We start from the raw sequence: 16,890 nt of genomic DNA, 5'->3' as shown, positions 1-16,890 counted from the left end.
ATTAGCTCTGGATCCAATCCTGGAACAGGGGAAAACAGCAGCACGTCACGTAAGTAAATGCTTACATGACGTTACACGCCTCAGAACTGCGCCGCATCCAACAGGAACAAAGACTCGCTACCGGCCTTGACCGAAGCGCTCAGCGAATGAATTCGCGGTAGCAGGCGAGCGAAGTAGAAACGCGCAGTGCCCAGTTTGCTGGCGTAGAAGTCGTCCTGCGCCTCTTTACCGAAGGCCGCTTTGGCCATCAGTGCCCACATGTAGGCGTAGGACATATAGCCGAACGCTTGCAGATACTCGACCGAGGCCGCGCCGATTTCGTTCGGGTTATTTTTCACACGGTCCAACAGCCAGGCAGTCAGCTCGTCCAGCGTGTCGACCGCGTCGTTCAACGGCTTGGTGAACTCAGCCAGATCACCGCTCGCGGTGGCGGTGAAATGACGAATCTCGTCGGCGAACAGCTTGTAGTACACACCGCCGCTGCCGACGATTTTGCGCCCGACCAGGTCAAGCGCCTGAATGCCGTTGGTGCCTTCGTAGATCTGGGTGATCCGCACGTCACGAACCAGTTGCTCCTGGCCCCACTCGCGGATGTAGCCGTGGCCGCCAAACACCTGCTGACCGTGAACAGTGGTTTCCAGGCCCAGATCGGTGAGGAACGCCTTGGCAACCGGGGTCAGCAAAGCCACCAGGTCTTCAGCGCGTTTGCGGGTAGCCGGGTCTTCGCTGAACTTGGCAGTGTCCAGCTGCATGGCCACGTAGGTGGAGAACGCACGACCGCCTTCGTTCGAGGCTTTCATGGTCAGCAGCATGCGCCGCACGTCCGGGTGAACGATGATCGGGTCGGCGACCTTGTCTTTGTTCTGTGCGCCTGTCGGCGAACGGCTTTGCAGGCGATCGCGGGCATACTCAACCGCGTTCTGGTAAGAGCGCTCGCCAGTGGCCAGACCCTGGATACCGACACCCAGACGCTCGTAGTTCATCATGGTGAACATGGCTGCCAGGCCTTTATTTGGCTCACCAACGAGGTAACCCACGGCTTCGTCGAAGTTCATCACGCAGGTAGCAGATGCCTGGATACCCATTTTGTGTTCGATCGAACCGCAGCTCAAAGGGTTGCGCGCGCCAAGGCTACCGTCGGCGTTGACCATGAACTTCGGTACCAGGAACAGTGAAATACCTTTCGGGCCCGCCGGTGCGTCCGGCAGTTTGGCCAGTACCAGGTGAATGATGTTTTCGGTCAGGTCGTGCTCACCGCCGGTGATGAAGATCTTGGTGCCGCTAACCTTGTAGGAACCGTCCGCTCGCGGTTCGGCCTTGGTGCGGATGATCCCCAAGTCAGTCCCCGCATGGGGTTCGGTCAGGCACATGGAGCCTGCCCAGACACCGGCGTACATGTTTGGCAGGTAGGCGGCTTTCAGTTCTTCGCTGGCGTGAGCGTTGATCGACAGACAAGCCCCTGCGGTAAGCATCGGATACAGACCGAACGACAGGCTGGCGGAGTTCACCATTTCTTCGACCTGAGCCGAAACCGCTTTCGGCATGCCCATACCGCCGTAGGCCGGATCACCACCGACGCCGACCCAACCGCCTTCAGCATAAGTCTGATAAGCCTGTGGGAAACCTGCTGGTGTGGTCACGGCGCCGTCGCTCCAGTGGCAGCCTTCTTCGTCGGCGGCACGGCTCAGCGGCGCGATGCTTTTGCTGGTGACTTTGCCGGCTTCCTCAAGGATTGCCTCAACGGTCTCGGCATCGACGGTGTCGGCCAGGGCGGGCAGTTCAGCCCACAGTTTGGCGACCTCGAAAACTTCATTGAGGACGAAGCGCATATCGCGCAGGGGCGCTTTGTAGTCAGCCATGGCAAACCTCGTGAGAACTTGAAAAGTGATTCGTAGGATCGGGTTTCAGCAAGGTCTTGAGTGTACCCGAACAACTTTTACGACACATAGGGTCAGCTAGTGACCTATTTGTAATTTTTAGTCACCAACAAAAAGATCGCAGCCTGCGGCAACTCCTACAGGCTCACCTGAATTGTAGGAGCTACCACAGACTGCGATCTTTCAGAGGCAGCGCTGATGTCAGAGTGCAAAAAATTCCATCAGCAGATCATCCAGACCTACTGCCGTGTACCGCCCCGAACAAACACAGTCCAGACGCTGAATACGCGATCATCACTCAACCTGCAGCGCCATCCATACGCACCGCGCCACGGCGGTTTTGCCCGAATGCCATCACGCAGTTTCGTCCCGCGCCCTTGGCGCTGTAGAGCGCCTGATCTGCGGATTTCAGGACTTCTTCCGGGGTCCGCTGCTCCAGTCGCTCGGCGACACCGATACTCACCGTGACCGTAACGCTTGAGGCGCCAGAGCCCGCGCGGCGTTGCCGACCTTGCTGATCGTCTTGCGGACGGTTGTCCTGATTGCGCAGCTGAATGTTGTACGTGGCAATCGACTCACGGATGACTTCCAGGTGCGGCATGCACTCTTCGAGAGTTTTAGCGGCGAACACCAAGGCGAACTCCTCGCCCCCGTAACGATACGCCCGGCCACCGCCGCCGATCTTCGACAGCTTGCTGGCCACCAGTCGCAACACCTGGTCGCCGACATCGTGCCCGTGGGTGTCGTTGAATTTCTTGAAGTGGTCGACGTCGCCCATCGCCAACACATAGTTGCGGCCCAGACGCTGCATGCGTTCGTTCAGGGCGCGACGCCCCGGCAGGCCGGTCAGCTCATCACGAAAAGCCATTTGATAGGCTTCGTGGGAGACTGCCGCCGCAATCATCAACATCACCTGGCTGCACATGATGTTCAGGGTGAATGGCAGAATGAAGGTCTTCGGCAACATCCAGAACAACCCGAGCAGGCCCACCAGTTGCGCTGCATGGAGCGGCCGTGGGTTGCGCCAGTATTGATACGCCAACAGCAGAAAGGACGCGAAGAACACCGGATAAGACAACTGGATCAAACTCATCCAGGCACCATGCAACGCCGGCCAGCGTATTTCCGACAGCCACATCAACAACGCCTGTGGGTAACTTTGCTCAAGTCCCAGTGCAACACTGCCGAATGCCAGCAATACAGCGAAACGCGCGACCATGTCCTGAAACAGGTGGGTACGTTCCTGCCAGGCGGCAAACAGCCCGTACAGCAAAGGCAGCAGCAAACAGCAGAGATGGAAAACCACCGCCGCGTCGTCACGCACCTTGCCGTAATCACGGTAGTAATCGGTTTGGGTGTCGAGCAGGAAGTAGGCGATGTACACCGTGACCATCAGAAACAGTTCACGTTGGCGTCGGTAAACCGCGCAGTACGAGCCGCCGAGCAACAGCACCAGGGTTGGCAGCACGTTGAACAGGGAGGTGAAAAAGACGTTGAGATCCTTGACGTAGGCAGCCGCAAGCCCCGCAAGCAACAACAGTAATGAGGGTAAAAAGTGACTGAGACGTACAACGGAAGAACGCGGCAAGGGTAGAGCTCCGGCCCGGCAAATCAATAGATGGCATTGTGCCTGCATTCCTGGCAATTAAGCACATGCAATGTGACGCAGATCACACCGCACACTCTTTAACGGCAGCAAAAGCGTTCTACTTAGCGTTTTAGTCGGGAATATTTGCAATCGTTTGCGCCGGGTACAAAAAAGCCGCTGCTCCCGAAGAAGCAGCGGCTGTTTGAAGAGCTGCGCGGGACTTAGTAGCCCAGTGCGAAGTTTTCTTCTTTCATGTCCATCAGGTTGTTAGCGCCCGACAGCATGGTTGCAACGTGAGTGCGGGTACGCGGCAGGATGCGCTGGAAGTAGAAGCGCGCTGTCTGCAGCTTGGCGGTGTAGAAGGCCTCTTCGGTGGTGCCGGCAGCCAGTTTCTCGGCAGCCAGGCGCGCCATGTCAGCCCAGAAATAGGCAAGGCAGGCGTAACCGGAGTACATCAGGTAGTCCACCGACGCAGCGCCGACTTCTTCGCGATCTTTCATCGCAGCCATGCCGACCTTCATGGTCAGCTCGCCCCATTCTTTGTTCAGTGCAGCCAACGGCTCGACGAACTCTTTGACAGCGTCGTTGCCTTCGTTGGTCTGGCAGAACTTGTGGACGATCTTGGTGAAGCCTTTCAGAGCCTCGCCTTGAGTCATCAACACTTTACGGCCCAGCAAATCGAGAGCCTGGATACCGGTGGTGCCTTCGTACAGCATGGAAATCCGGCTGTCGCGAACGTTCTGCTCCATGCCCCACTCGGCGATGAAGCCGTGGCCGCCGTAGATCTGCACACCGTGGTTGGCGGACTCAAAACCGACTTCAGTCATGAAGGCTTTGGCGATCGGCGTCATGAACGCCAGCAGTGCGTCAGCTTTCTTCTTCTCTTCTTCATCCACGCCGTACTTGACGATGTCGACCTGCTTGGCAGTGAAGTAAACCATTGCACGGTTGCCTTCGGCGAACGCCTTCATGGTCAACAGCATGCGACGTACATCAGGGTGAACGATGATCGGGTCGGCGGCTTTGTCCGGCGCTTTCGGGCCCGTCAGGGAACGCATTTGCAGACGATCACGAGCGTATTTCAGACCGCCCTGGAAGCCGACTTCGGCGTGAGCCAGACCTTGCAGAGCCGTACCCAGACGCGCGGTGTTCATAAAGGTGAACATGCAGTTCAGGCCTTTGTTCGCCGGGCCGATCAGGAAACCGGTGGCCGCATCGAAGTTCATCACGCAGGTGGCGTTACCGTGGATGCCCATTTTGTGTTCCAGGGAACCACAGGTCACGGCGTTGCGTGCACCGATGCTGCCGTCAGCATTCGGCATGAACTTTGGAACGATGAACAACGAAATGCCTTTGGTGCCAGCAGGCGCATCCGGCAGGCGAGCCAACACGATGTGGACGATGTTGTCGGCCATGTCGTGTTCACCGGCCGAAATGAAGATCTTGGTGCCGGAAACTTTGTAGGAACCATCAGCCTGCGGCTCAGCCTTGGTGCGCAGCATGCCGAGGTCGGTGCCACAGTGCGGTTCGGTCAGGCACATGGTGCCGGTCCATTCGCCGGACACCAGTTTGGTCAGGTAAGCCTCTTGCTGCTCAGGCGTACCGTGCTCGGAAATGGTGTTCATCGCGCCATGAGACAGACCTGGGTACATGCCCCACGACCAGTTGGCTTCGCCGACCATCTCGCTCACAGCCAGACCCAGAGACTCCGGCAGGCCTTGACCACCGTGCTCTACGTCGTGAGCCAGGCTTGGCCAGCCGCCTTCGACGAATTGTTTGTAGGCTTCTTTGAAGCCAGTCGGGGTCTTAACGCCGGACTCGCTCCAGGTGCAGCCTTCGGTGTCACCCACGCGGTTCAGCGGAGCCAGCACCTGCTCACAAAACTTGGCGCCTTCCTCGAGAATGGCGTCAACCATGTCCGGGGTAGCGTCCTGGCAAGCCGGAAGGCTCTGATAGTGCGCTTCGTAGCCGAGCAGTTCGTCACGAACGAAGCGAATATCACGCAAGGGGGCCTTGTAGTCAGGCATAGCGATAAACCTCTGCTGATGTAACCGGGAATGAGCGACCGCAATGATTTGTTGTGACGGTCAAACAGTTGTTTGAAACATACGTTTACGCTGAAATCTTGTCAAGCGTCGATCTTTTGCCGTTCGTCATGACCCACGTGAATAGCGCGCACGCAAAAGTCCGCAGCCGGTGCGCAAGGCAACAAACTGTGTAGGAAAGATTAGTTGAACGAGAAGGACATGCCCGACAGAACACCGCGCCAAAGGCGGCGTTCAGGTAAAAGGTTCAGCGAGGGATCAAGCGAAAGTATTGATCAACGTACCGAGCATTTCGTCAGAAGCCTTGGCGACTTTGACACCCAGTTCTGCCTGGATCTTGCCTTGGGACATATCGACCATATTACTGGCCAGGTCTGTTTGCTGGCTGCGATCAACCGAGCGCAGTCGGTCGACTTGAGCCTCGGAAGACTGACTGGTGGCGGAGCGTTCGACAGTGGTGTTGGCGATCTGGCTGGCTGCCTGATCAACACGGTTCTGCCCGGACTGAATAGTGCTCAGACCGGCATAAAAAGCGCTGCTTCCCGAGATTTCCATGGGACAACTCCACCCTGCAAAGGATAAACAGCGCTCATTGAACCAGAGACACCGACAAAAGGCCCGACAAAAACACTAATGGCACAATGCCTTGTCATAGGCAAAATCTAGTCGAGCAAATCCAGTTGAAGATGCTCCGCCACCGTTTCTGCCGTAACCAGTTTGAGTTTCGGCACGCGACCCAGACACGGTGCCGGCAGCCGTTCTGCCAGCGTGGCGAGGTTCTCTTCCAGCCGCGACGTCTTTGGCTCAATGATGTTGGCGACCCAACCCGCCAGTTGCAAACCATCCCGGGCAATCGCCTCGGCTGTCAGCAACGCGTGATTGATACATCCCAGACGCACGCCAACCACCAGAATCACCGGCAAATCCAGTGCCATTGCCAGATCCGAGAGATTGTCCTGATCCGCCAGCGGGACCCGCCAGCCACCCGCGCCTTCGATCAGGGTGAAGTCGGCCTGCTTGTCCAGTATGTGCCGCATCGGCGTCAGCAACGACTGGACCGTCAGCGCGATACCCGCCTCACGTGCGGCCAAATGTGGCGCAATGGCCGGCTCGAAGGCCACTGGATTGACCTCGGCATAGGTCAGTGGCAACGAGCATTGCGCCAACAGCGCCAACGCGTCGGCATTGCGCAAACCTTTGGGCGTCACCTCGCAGCCAGACGCCACGGGTTTACCGGCCGCCGTGCTCAACCCCGCCAGCCGCGCGGCGTGTAACAGGCCCGCGGCGATGGTGGTCTTGCCGACGTCGGTATCGGTACCCGTAATGAAATAGGCTGCACTCATAGTGGTTTCTCCAACACGGCGTAGACCACCTGATAAGTCGCGGGCAGTCCTTGCGCCTGACGAAACGGCTCATAGGCGTCGATCAAACCCATGATCCGCGCCCGGCCTGTCAGCCCGCCCGGCCGACCAGGATTGAGATTATGCGCGCCTAGGGCCTTGAGTTCGTGAGTCAGACTGCGCACATCCGGATAATGCAGCACGTGCGGACAACTTTGCAGACTGATCACGTTCAAGCCACTGGCCGCACACAGTTGTTGATACGTGCTGAACTCGCGGAAGCGGTTGACGTGCACCAGACCATCGACCTGACGCCAACTGTCGCGCAATTCATACAGCGTCCCCACGCAGAGACTGGCAAACGCCAACACACCGCCAGGTGTGAGAACCCGATAGGCCTCGCTGAGCACCGCCCTGAAATCGGCGCACCACTGCACTGCAAGGCTGGAAAACACCAGGTCGCAGCTCGCGTCCTGTAACGGCAAGCGCTCGGCATCGCCAGCAATGAAATGTGTCGCGCCGCCCAAGGGCCGTGCGTGATTGAGCATGCCTTGCGCGATATCCAGTGCCAGCCCTTCGCTGGCGTTGAATCGCTCACCCAGCGCACGACTGAAATACCCCGTGCCACAGCCCAGATCCAGCCAGCGAACGGGCGACCTATCCGTCGGCAAACGCCCCAGCAATTCACTGCCGACGGCCCGCTGCAATTCGGCAACGCTGTCATAGCTGGCCGCTGCACGGGAAAAGGATGCCGCGACCTGACGCTTGTCGGGCAAGCCACCGGGCAGGTTGGGAAGGGATAAATCAGTCATCACCGGACTCATGCAAAAAGGCCTGGATGGCCCCCGCCACACCGTGGGGGTCTTCCAGAAGAAACGCGTGACTGGCCTGTTCAATCAGACCAATTTCGACATCGGGGAGTAACGCCAGCAGCTCACCGGCAGCTTCGGCCGGAACCAACCCGTCAAGCCCGGCGAACAGATGCAACTGCGGACCTCGAAAGGCCTGCAAGACTTTCCGGTTGTCCAGTTGTGCGAGCACTTCCAACCCACTCATCAACTGCGCTTGCGGGGTATTCGGCGCACCTGCAAGTAGCAGGCGCGACAACCCGCGCGGGTCTTCGGCACCTTGGGCGCAGAGCAGACTAAAGCGCTTGAGGGTCATGCGCGGGTCCGCGCTGCACCCGGCCAGAAACGCATCGAAGGTCTCGCCCGGCATGGCGCTCGACCACTCGGCATGCGCCACAAAAGAAGGGTTGCTCGCCAGCGTCAGCAAACCGCAGCAGCGCTCGCCACGTCGAGCCGCGAGCGCTGAGGCGAGCATCCCGCCGAGCGACCAACCGCCGAGCCAGGCATCTTTTGGCAGGGTCGAGTCCAGCTCATCGAGCCATTCATCGAGGTCGCTCGACTCCAGTTCCGGCAGCGGTTCGATCTCGACGCGCAGGTGTTCGTCCAATCCCTGCAACGCCGCCGCGAGCGGTTCCAGCGGTGAAATACCAAGCCCCAACCGGGCAACAGAATCAGACGATCACGCATGGTTCGGCTCCGCTCCCATCTGCTGAAAACAATCGGCCAGACCGTCTAACAATAGCTGTACCTGCGCCTCGCTGTGCGCCGCCGTCAGCGTTACGCGCAAACGTGCACTGCCGGCCGGCACGGTCGGTGGACGGATCGCGGTCACCATCAGCCCGCGCTCACGCAGCATCTGCGAAAAACGCACAGCGCGCCCGGCATCACCCACCATGATCGGCTGGATCGGCGTAGCGCTATCCATCAACGCCAAACCAATCTGCTCGGCGCCTTTTCGGAATTGGCGGATCAGCACGTTCAAGTGCTCGCGTCGCCAATGTTCACTGCGCAGCAATTCAAGACTTTTCAGGGTCGCGCATGCCAGGGCCGGTGGTTGGCTGGTGGTGTAAATGTACGGTCGAGCGAACTGGATCAGGCTTTCGATCAGGTCATCACTGCCCGCAACAAACGCACCCGCAGTGCCAAACGCCTTGCCCAGAGTGCCGACCAACACCGGCACATCTTCCAGACTCAAACCGAAGTGTTCGACGATCCCGCCGCCATTGGCGCCCAAGGGACCAAAGCCATGGGCATCATCGACCATCAGCCACGCACCTTTGGCCTTGGTTTCACGAGCCAGCGCCGGCAGGTCGGCAATATCGCCGTCCATGCTGAACACCCCATCGGTCACCACCAGCGTATTGCCCGTGGCCTTCTCCAGGCGTTTGGCCAGGCTGACCGCGTCGTTGTGCAAATAGCGATTGAAACGCGCCCCCGACAAAAGCCCCGCATCCAGCAACGACGCATGATTGAGCCGGTCTTCGAGCACTGTGTCGCCCTGCCCGACCAACGCCGTGACGGCGCCGAGGTTAGCCATGTATCCGGTGGTAAACAGCAGCGCACGCGGGCGCCCCGTCAGATCGGCCAAGGCTTCTTCGAGCGCGTGATGCGGGCTGCTATGACCGATCACCAGGTGCGAAGCACCGCCACCGACACCCCAGCGGGCGGCACCGGCACGCCAGGCTTCGATCACTTGCGGATGATTGGCCAGGCCCAGGTAATCGTTATTGCAGAACGCCAGCAAGGGCTGACCATCGACCACCACTTGCGGGCCTTGTGGGGTCTCCAGCAATGGACGCTGGCGATAGAGGTTTTCGGCACGACGGGCAGCAAGACGCGCGCTGAGATCGAAAGACATGCAGACCTCGCGATTGAGAAATGAACATCGAACCCCCGTAGGAGCTGCCGCAGGCTGCGGCAGCTCCTACGAGGAGGCACGGTCAAACAGCGGCGTTGTAGAACTGCTCGCTGCTTTTCTGTTCGACCAGTGCCTGCTCGATAGCCGCCTGATGCACTTCATCGGCATGCTCTTCGCGGGCTTCTGGCAGGATCCCTAAGCGTCCGAACAGTTGCATGTCCTTGTCAGCCTGCGGGTTGGCAGTGGTCAGCAGTTTCTCACCGTAGAAAATCGAGTTGGCACCGGCGAAGAACGCCAGGGCCTGCATTTGCTCGTTCATCGCTTCGCGGCCGGCGGACAGGCGCACGTGGGATTGCGGCATCAGGATACGTGCGACGGCGAGCATGCGGATGAAGTCGAACGGGTCGATGTCGTCGGCATTTTCCAGCGGTGTACCGGCGACTTTCACCAGCATGTTGATCGGCACCGACTCCGGATGCTCCGGCAGGTTGGCCAGCTGGATCAGCAGGTTGGCACGATCGTCGAGGGACTCGCCCATGCCGAGAATGCCGCCCGAGCAGATCTTCATCCCCGAATCACGCACGTACGCCAGCGTTTGCAGGCGCTCGCTGTAAGTACGGGTGGTGATGATGCTGCCGTAGAACTCAGGCGACGTATCAAGGTTGTGATTGTAGTAATCGAGGCCGGCCTGAGCCAGGGCTACGGTCTGGTCCTGATCGAGACGGCCGAGGGTCATGCAGGTTTCCAGGCCCATGGCCTTCACGCCTTTGACCATCTCCAGCACGTACGGCATGTCTTTGGCCGACGGATGCTTCCAGGCGGCGCCCATGCAGAAACGGGTCGAACCGATGGCCTTGGCGCGGGCAGCCTCTTCGAGGACCTTCTGCACTTCCATCAGTTTTTCTTTTTCCAGGCCGGTGTTGTAGTGACCGGACTGCGGACAATATTTGCAATCTTCCGGGCAAGCGCCGGTTTTGATCGACAGCAGGGTCGACACCTGGACGCGATTGGCGTCGAAGTGCGCGCGGTGCACCGTCTGCGCCTGGAACAACAGGTCGTTGAATGGCTGAACGAAGAGTGCTTTGACTTCGGCCAAAGACCAGTCATGACGCAGGGTTGCAGTGGTGCTGGCGCTCATGGGCGTTTCCTTGTTTATGCTTGGCAAGCGGCTGTGGAACGTAATATCCACAGACGCGACACGGATGTTCGGCATATTTAAGGAAGAGCCATGCGCTGTCAACCACGATACAAAGGACAGGTTTACATCTGGTTAAAAAACAAACAGCACTGTTTGCTCTGCAACGAGCCGTCTGACACCTCTCAATCGATTTGCACACCCTGTGAAACCGAGTTGCCCTGGCTCGGCGATCATTGCCAGGCCTGCGCCCTGCCCTTGCCCGAAGCCGGTCTCACCTGCGGCCAGTGTTTGAGGGACCCACCGGCCTTCGAGCAGGTCATCGCGCCCTGGACCTACAGCTTCCCAATCGACAGTCTGATCACTCGTTTCAAGCACGCGGCAAAGTGGCCGTATGGTCGCTTGCTTGCCGAACTTCTTGCTCAATCCCTGCAACATCACTTCGATGAAGGCCTCAAGCCCCCCGACGCATTGGTGCCGGTGCCCCTGGCCCGCAAACGGCTGCGCGAACGGGGTTACAACCAGGCGGCGATGCTCGCCCGCTGGCTCAGCGACAGCCTGGAGATCAGTTGCGATGAAAACCTGTTATTACGAACTCAGGACACCACCGCGCAACAGGATCTGGACGCCAAGGCGCGCAAACAGAATTTGCTCAGGGCCTTCGCACTGACGCCGAATGCGCAGATCAAGGGACGCCACCTGGCGCTGGTCGACGACGTGCTGACCACCGGCGCCACCGCACAAAGCCTGGCTCGCTTGCTGATCGGGGCTGGCGCAGCGCGGGTCGACGTTTACTGCCTGGCGCGCACACCAAAACCCGGGGAGCTGACTTGACTCTCGCGTCCCAAGCCGCCAACGTCCAAATTCCTCACTACCCGTTTGCAGCCTCTTACCATGTCCTTACCCACTCTGTTATCCCAGCACATTGTCCGCCGTCCGCAGCGCATTGCCTTGTTGCAACACATCGCCGAACAAGGCTCGATCACCCGCGCCGCGAAAAGCGCCGGGCTGAGCTACAAAGCGACGTGGGACGCAATCGACGAGTTGAACAATCTGGCGCAGAAACCGCTGGTGGAACGCAGCGTCGGCGGCAAGGGCGGTGGTGGCGCAAAACTGTCCAGCGAAGGTGAACGGGTGCTGCGGCTCTATCAGCGCTTGCAAGCCTTGCAGGCACAGGTGCTGGAAGCCGCCGAGGACGCCAGTGACCTCGACTTGCTCGGGCGTCTGATGCTCAGGACCAGCGCGCGCAATCAGCTGCATGGCAAGGTTGCAAGCATCGACACTCAAGGCCGCAACGATCTGATCAGCCTGGAACTGGCCGCCGGGTTGACCATTCAGGCACAGATCACCCACGACAGCACTCTGCGACTGGAACTGGAAACGGGCACTGAAGTGGTGGCGCTGATCAAGGCTGGCTGGCTCGATTTGCTCGGTGCCGAGCAACCCGCAATACCTGGACACAATTGTTTGAAGGGCACAATCGAGGAGATTCTCGACGCCGAAGATGGCCCCAGTGAAGTCCGAATTGCCCTGCCCAATGGTCAGACGCTATGCGCCCTGGCCGAGCCGCTGCACCTCAGAACCCTGGGTTTGAGCGCCGAAAAAGCCGTACAGGTGCAGTTCTCGCCCTCCAATGTTTTGCTCGGCACCCCGCTCTGACTCAAGCCTGCCGCACTTTTCGTAGCAGCTGGCGCAGCCTGCGTTCGGCCGCGCAGCGGTCGTAAAACCTGACACCGCGATTCTGACTCTTTGTTTGAGTTGAGCGGATGGCGACCGCTTCGCGCTCGAACGCAGGCTGCGCCAGCTGCTACAGGTCTGTGCTCTCCCCCGATCAAAACTGCAACATTTGTGTCATCGACGCTCCTTAAGGTGGCTGCAAAAACCAGCAGGGAGCCTGATTTGAACCTATTAGAAGAAAACCAAGCCACCGACCTTGAAACAATCGTCGGCCTCAGTCGTCGTGGTTTTATCAGCGCTGGCGCCCTTTGCGGTGCGGCGATGTTCCTCGGTGGCAACCTGCTGAGCCGCAGTGTGCTGGCCGCCAGTGTCAATGCTGCTTCGAGCAAATTACTGGGCTTCGACAGCATTGCGGCTGCCACCAGCGACACCATCACCCTGCCGCCGGGTTACACATCCTCGGTGCTGATCAGCTGGGGCCAGCCGCTGCACAAGAACGGCCCGGCCTTTGACCCGAGTGGCAATGGCAGCGCCCAGGCTCAGGAAGTCCAGTTCGGTGACAACAACGACGGCATGAGCCTGTTCGCTTTCCCCGGCGACGACAATCGCGCGTTGATGGCGATCAACAACGAGTACACCAACTATCGCTACCTCTACGCCCATGGCGGCATGCCGCAGTCGGCCGAAGAAGTGCGCAAGGCGCTGGCCTGCGAAGGCGTGTCGGTGATCGAAGTGCAGCGTAAAAACGGTCAATGGCAATTCGTTCAGGGCTCGCCCTACAACCGCCGAATCCACGGCAACGCGCCGTTGCACTTGAGTGGCCCGGCTGCCGGCCATGAACTGATGAAAACCGGCGCCGACAAGGCCGGCAAGAACGTGCTCGGAACCTTCCAGAACTGTGCCAATGGCAAGACGCCGTGGGGCACTTATCTGACCTGTGAAGAGAACTTCACTGACTGCTTCGGCAGCAGCAATCCCGAACATAAATTCGACGCCACGCAAAAGCGCTATGGCGCATCGGTCGCCAGCAAAGAAATCAACTGGCATCAACACGACCCGCGTTTTGACCTGGCGAAAAACCCCAACGAGCTCAACCGACACGGCTGGGTGGTGGAAATCGACCCGTTCGACCCGCAATCGACCCCGATCAAACGCACCGCCCTTGGCCGTTTCAAACACGAAAACGCGGCCCTTGCGGAGACTCACGACGGTCGCGCAGTGGTGTACATGGGCGACGATGAGCGCGGCGAGTTCATCTACAAATTCGTCAGCCGCGACAAGATCAATCACACCCACCCCAAGGCCAACCACGAGCTGCTGGACCACGGCACGTTGTACGTCGCACGCTTCGATGCCGGTGACAGCAACCCTGACCATCCAAAAGGTCAGGGCCAGTGGATCGAGCTGACTCACGGCAAGAACGGTATCGACGCCAGCAGCGGTTTTGCCGATCAGGCCGAGGTGCTGATTCACGTGCGTCTGGCTGCCAGCATCGTCGGCGCCACGCGTATGGACCGTCCCGAGTGGATCGTCGTCAGCCCGCAAGACGGTCAGGTCTATTGCACCCTGACCAACAACGCCAAGCGTGGCGAAGACGGGCAACCGGTGGACGGGCCAAACCCTCGGGAGAAAAATGTCTACGGGCAAATTCTGCGCTGGCACACCGATCGTGACGACCACGCGTCGCTGACGTTCGCCTGGGATCTGTTCGTGGTCGCGGGCAACCCGAGCGTACACGCCGGGACAGCAAAAGCAGGCTCGTCGAACATCACACCACACAACATGTTCAACAGCCCGGATGGCTTGGGCTTCGACAAGGCTGGCCGACTCTGGATCCTCAGTGACGGGGACTACAGCAACGCCGGGGATTTCGCCGGCATGGGCAACAACCAAATGCTCTGCGCCGATCCTGCGTCCGGTGAAATTCGTCGTTTCATGGTCGGCCCGGTGGGCTGCGAAGTGACCGGCATCAGTTTTTCGCCGGACCAGAAGACTTTGTTTGTCGGTATCCAGCATCCGGGTGAAAACGGTGGTTCGACCTTCCCCGAGCATTTGCCCAACGGCAAGCCGCGTTCCTCGGTGATAGCCATTTCGCGAGAAGACGGCGGGATCGCAGGCGCATAAAGATCGCTCATCCCCTGACGATCGTTCCCACGCTCTGCGTGGGGAGAGAATGCAGCCAGGGACGCAGAGCGTCCGGTGAGGCATTCCCTCGCAGAGCGTGAGGAACGATCCCACTAAAGTCGCCCCGTCTGCGCTACCATGTTTGGCCGGACGCGGCAGCCTGCTGCGCGCAGGAGTCAGCATGTCTCACCCGTTTGAAACACTTACCCCCGATCTGGTGCTCGATGCCGTAGAAAGCATCGGCTTTCTCAGCGACGCCCGCGTCCTTGCGCTCAACAGCTATGAAAACCGTGTCTATCAGGTCGGCATCGAAGATGGCGAGCCGCTGATTGCCAAGTTCTACCGTCCGCAACGCTGGACCAACGCCGCCATCCTCGAAGAGCACCGCTTCACCTTCGAACTCGCGGAGTGCGAGGTGCCGGTCGTTGCGCCGATGATCCACAACGGTGAAAGCCTGCACGAACACGCCGGTTTCCGCTTCACCCTGTTCCCGCGCCGTGGCGGCCGTGCGCCGGAACCAGGTAATCTTGACCAGCTCTACCGTCTGGGCCAATTGCTTGGCCGCTTGCACGCGGTTGGCGCCACCCGGCCCTTCGATCACCGCGAAGCGCTGGGCGTCAAAAACTTCGGCCATGATTCGCTGACCACCCTGCTCGAAGGCAATTTCATACCGCGCAGCTTGCTGCCAGCCTACGAGTCGGTCGCCCGCGACCTGCTCAAGCGTGTGGAAGAGGTCTACAAAGACACGCCGCACCAAAACATCCGCATGCACGGCGACTGTCACCCCGGCAACATGATGTGCCGTGACGAGATGTTCCATATTGTCGACCTCGACGACTGTCGCATGGGGCCGGCGGTGCAGGATCTGTGGATGATGCTTGCCGGCGATCGTCAGGAATGTCTCGGTCAGTTGTCGGAACTGATGGACGGCTACAGCGAGTTCCACGACTTCGACCCGCGCGAACTGGCGCTGATCGAACCACTGCGCGCCTTGCGCCTGATGCACTACAGCGCCTGGCTGGCCCGTCGGTGGGATGACCCGGCGTTCCCCCGCAGTTTCCCTTGGTTTGGCACCGAACGTTACTGGGGCGATCAGGTACTGGCGTTGCGCGAGCAACTGGCGGCGCTCAATGAAGAACCGCTGAAGCTTTTTTAATTTAAAGATCAAAAGATCGCAGCCTGCGGCAGCTCCTACAGATTATCCGCGTAGGAGCTGCGGCACGCTGCGATCTTTGTTTTTGAATGCGGGACACATCTGGACAAATCTCCTTACAATCCCCCTTTGTTAGCTGCCTAAGCAAGGATTCTGCATGCAAGCCGCCAACCCCCGTCACGGGTACATCCTGGGCCTGAGCGCCTACATCATCTGGGGATTGTTCCCGCTCTACTTCAAAGCTATCGCCGACGTACCTGCCGTGGAAATCATCATCCATCGGGTACTCTGGTCTGCGCTGTTCGGCGCCTTGCTGCTGATAGTCTGGAAGCATCCGGGCTGGTGGCGTGAACTGCGCGAGAACCCACGACGGCTGGCAGTCCTCGCGCTGAGCGGTACATTGATCGCGGCCAACTGGCTGACCTACGTCTGGTCGGTGAACAACGGACGCATGCTCGAGGCCAGCCTCGGTTACTACATCAACCCGCTGGTGAACGTGCTGCTGGGCATGCTGATCCTTGGCGAACGGCTGCGACGCCTGCAGTGGTTCGCCGTCGGGTTGGCCACCGTTGGCGTCGCGCAGCAGGTCTGGCAAGTCGGCAGCCTGCCGTGGGTGTCGCTGGTGCTGGCGCTGACCTTCGGTTTCTACGGATTGATCCGCAAACAGGCCCCGGTCAAAGCATTGCCCGGGCTGGTGGTGGAAACCTGGATGCTGGTGCCGATTGCCCTTGCCTGGTTGCTCTTCAATCCAGCCGCTACCAGCGCACAAGCGGCATTCTGGACTACGTCCGAAGCCTGGTGGCTGGTCGCCGCCGGTCCGGTAACGCTGGTGCCGTTGGTCTGCTTCAACGCCGCTACTCGGCATTTGCCCTACACCACCATCGGCTTCCTGCAATACCTGGCGCCGACGCTGGTGCTGCTGCAAGCCGTACTGCTGTTCGGCGAGCACCTGTCGTCCAGCACACTGGTGGCCTTCATGTTTATCTGGGCAGGTCTGGCGGTTTACAGCGTCGACGCCTGGATGAGTGTGCGCCGTCGCCGCTGATCAAAAAACGCACAAACCCTTGCAGACCACGGCCGACGTGGTCTGCAAGCATCCTTCCCAAGGTTATCCACAGTGTGATCCCCGCCGTTTGTGCACAAGCCCTTGAAACTGCTGGTTTTTTGAACAACGCTTGAAAAGCCCCGGCCGGCGTGGGCTGGCGACGTGTCTCTACAGGTTATCCACAGGCGGATGCACGCTTT

Annotated in this window: 13 protein-coding genes and 1 pseudogene; 5 read left to right on the top strand and 9 right to left on the bottom strand. The window is 59.5% G+C overall.

The genetic code is table 11. The features are described from left to right. Window positions 1-80 precede the first annotated feature (80 nt). The 9 genes and pseudogenes from BLL42_RS16625 to bioB all read right to left on the bottom strand — a co-directional run bounded on the left by BLL42_RS16625 (window position 81) and on the right by bioB (window position 10,694). A complete protein-coding gene (locus BLL42_RS16625) occupies window positions 81-1,859 on the bottom strand; it encodes an acyl-CoA dehydrogenase C-terminal domain-containing protein (RefSeq protein ID WP_071553084.1) in 1,779 nt (592 codons plus the stop codon). 316 nt (window positions 1,860-2,175) lie between these two features. Next, the gene (locus BLL42_RS16620) at window positions 2,176-3,465 is read right to left on the bottom strand and encodes a GGDEF domain-containing protein (protein ID WP_071553083.1); all 1,290 of its coding nucleotides are present in this window, start codon (window positions 3,463-3,465) and stop codon (window positions 2,176-2,178) included. A gap of 221 nt (window positions 3,466-3,686) precedes the next feature. Continuing rightward, window positions 3,687-5,492, bottom strand: coding sequence for a phenylacyl-CoA dehydrogenase (locus tag BLL42_RS16615; protein WP_071553082.1), 1,806 nt, complete (start codon window positions 5,490-5,492; stop codon window positions 3,687-3,689). A gap of 276 nt (window positions 5,493-5,768) precedes the next feature. After that, complete coding sequence (locus BLL42_RS16610) at window positions 5,769-6,065, bottom strand: pyrroloquinoline quinone biosynthesis protein PqqE (RefSeq protein WP_071553081.1); 297 nt, start codon at window positions 6,063-6,065, stop codon at window positions 5,769-5,771. Window positions 6,066-6,172: 107 nt separating this feature from the next. Next, window positions 6,173-6,853 (bottom strand): dethiobiotin synthase, encoded by a 681-nt coding sequence (bioD, locus tag BLL42_RS16605; protein ID WP_071553080.1) that lies wholly within the window; start codon window positions 6,851-6,853, stop codon window positions 6,173-6,175. Further along, window positions 6,850-7,662 carry a malonyl-ACP O-methyltransferase BioC gene (gene bioC / locus BLL42_RS16600; protein ID WP_071553079.1) on the bottom strand — a complete coding sequence of 271 codons (813 nt, stop codon included), beginning with the start codon at window positions 7,660-7,662 and terminating at the stop codon, window positions 6,850-6,852. Before bioC ends, bioD begins: the two co-directional genes overlap by 4 nt. Further along, window positions 7,655-8,385: pseudogene (locus tag BLL42_RS16595) on the bottom strand (alpha/beta fold hydrolase). Before BLL42_RS16595 ends, bioC begins: the two are co-directional and overlap by 8 nt. Next, the gene (gene bioF / locus BLL42_RS16590) at window positions 8,378-9,556 is read right to left on the bottom strand and encodes an 8-amino-7-oxononanoate synthase (RefSeq protein ID WP_071553078.1); all 1,179 of its coding nucleotides are present in this window, start codon (window positions 9,554-9,556) and stop codon (window positions 8,378-8,380) included. The pseudogene BLL42_RS16595 and the gene bioF overlap by 8 nt, the downstream one beginning before the upstream one ends. Before the next feature lie 82 nt (window positions 9,557-9,638). Beyond that, window positions 9,639-10,694, bottom strand: coding sequence for a biotin synthase BioB (bioB, locus tag BLL42_RS16585; protein ID WP_071553077.1), 1,056 nt, complete (start codon window positions 10,692-10,694; stop codon window positions 9,639-9,641). Between the two features lie 90 nt (window positions 10,695-10,784). Between bioB and BLL42_RS16580 the strand changes: the two genes are divergently transcribed. From BLL42_RS16580 to rarD, 5 genes are all read left to right on the top strand, one after another. Next, on the top strand, window positions 10,785-11,525 hold the full coding sequence (locus tag BLL42_RS16580) for a ComFC family protein (RefSeq protein WP_071553076.1): 741 nt from the start codon (window positions 10,785-10,787) through the stop codon (window positions 11,523-11,525). Window positions 11,526-11,585: 60 nt separating this feature from the next. After that, a complete protein-coding gene (locus tag BLL42_RS16575) occupies window positions 11,586-12,350 on the top strand; it encodes a TOBE domain-containing protein (protein WP_071553075.1) in 765 nt (254 codons plus the stop codon). 240 nt (window positions 12,351-12,590) lie between these two features. Beyond that, window positions 12,591-14,492 (top strand): PhoX family protein, encoded by a 1,902-nt coding sequence (locus BLL42_RS16570; protein WP_071553074.1) that lies wholly within the window; start codon window positions 12,591-12,593, stop codon window positions 14,490-14,492. A 181-nt stretch (window positions 14,493-14,673) separates the two neighbouring features. Next, the gene (locus tag BLL42_RS16565) at window positions 14,674-15,648 is read left to right on the top strand and encodes a serine/threonine protein kinase (protein ID WP_071553073.1); all 975 of its coding nucleotides are present in this window, start codon (window positions 14,674-14,676) and stop codon (window positions 15,646-15,648) included. A 154-nt stretch (window positions 15,649-15,802) separates the two neighbouring features. Then, complete coding sequence (rarD, locus tag BLL42_RS16560; RefSeq protein WP_071553072.1) at window positions 15,803-16,690, top strand: EamA family transporter RarD; 888 nt, start codon at window positions 15,803-15,805, stop codon at window positions 16,688-16,690. Window positions 16,691-16,890 lie beyond the last annotated feature (200 nt).

Origin of the sequence: Pseudomonas frederiksbergensis (assembly GCF_001874645.1) — a bacterium.
In the GTDB taxonomy this organism is placed as follows: domain Bacteria; phylum Pseudomonadota; class Gammaproteobacteria; order Pseudomonadales; family Pseudomonadaceae; genus Aquipseudomonas; species Aquipseudomonas frederiksbergensis_B.
The sequence above is the reverse complement of the archived record's forward strand: the minus strand, read 5'-3'. Positions and strand labels throughout refer to the sequence as shown.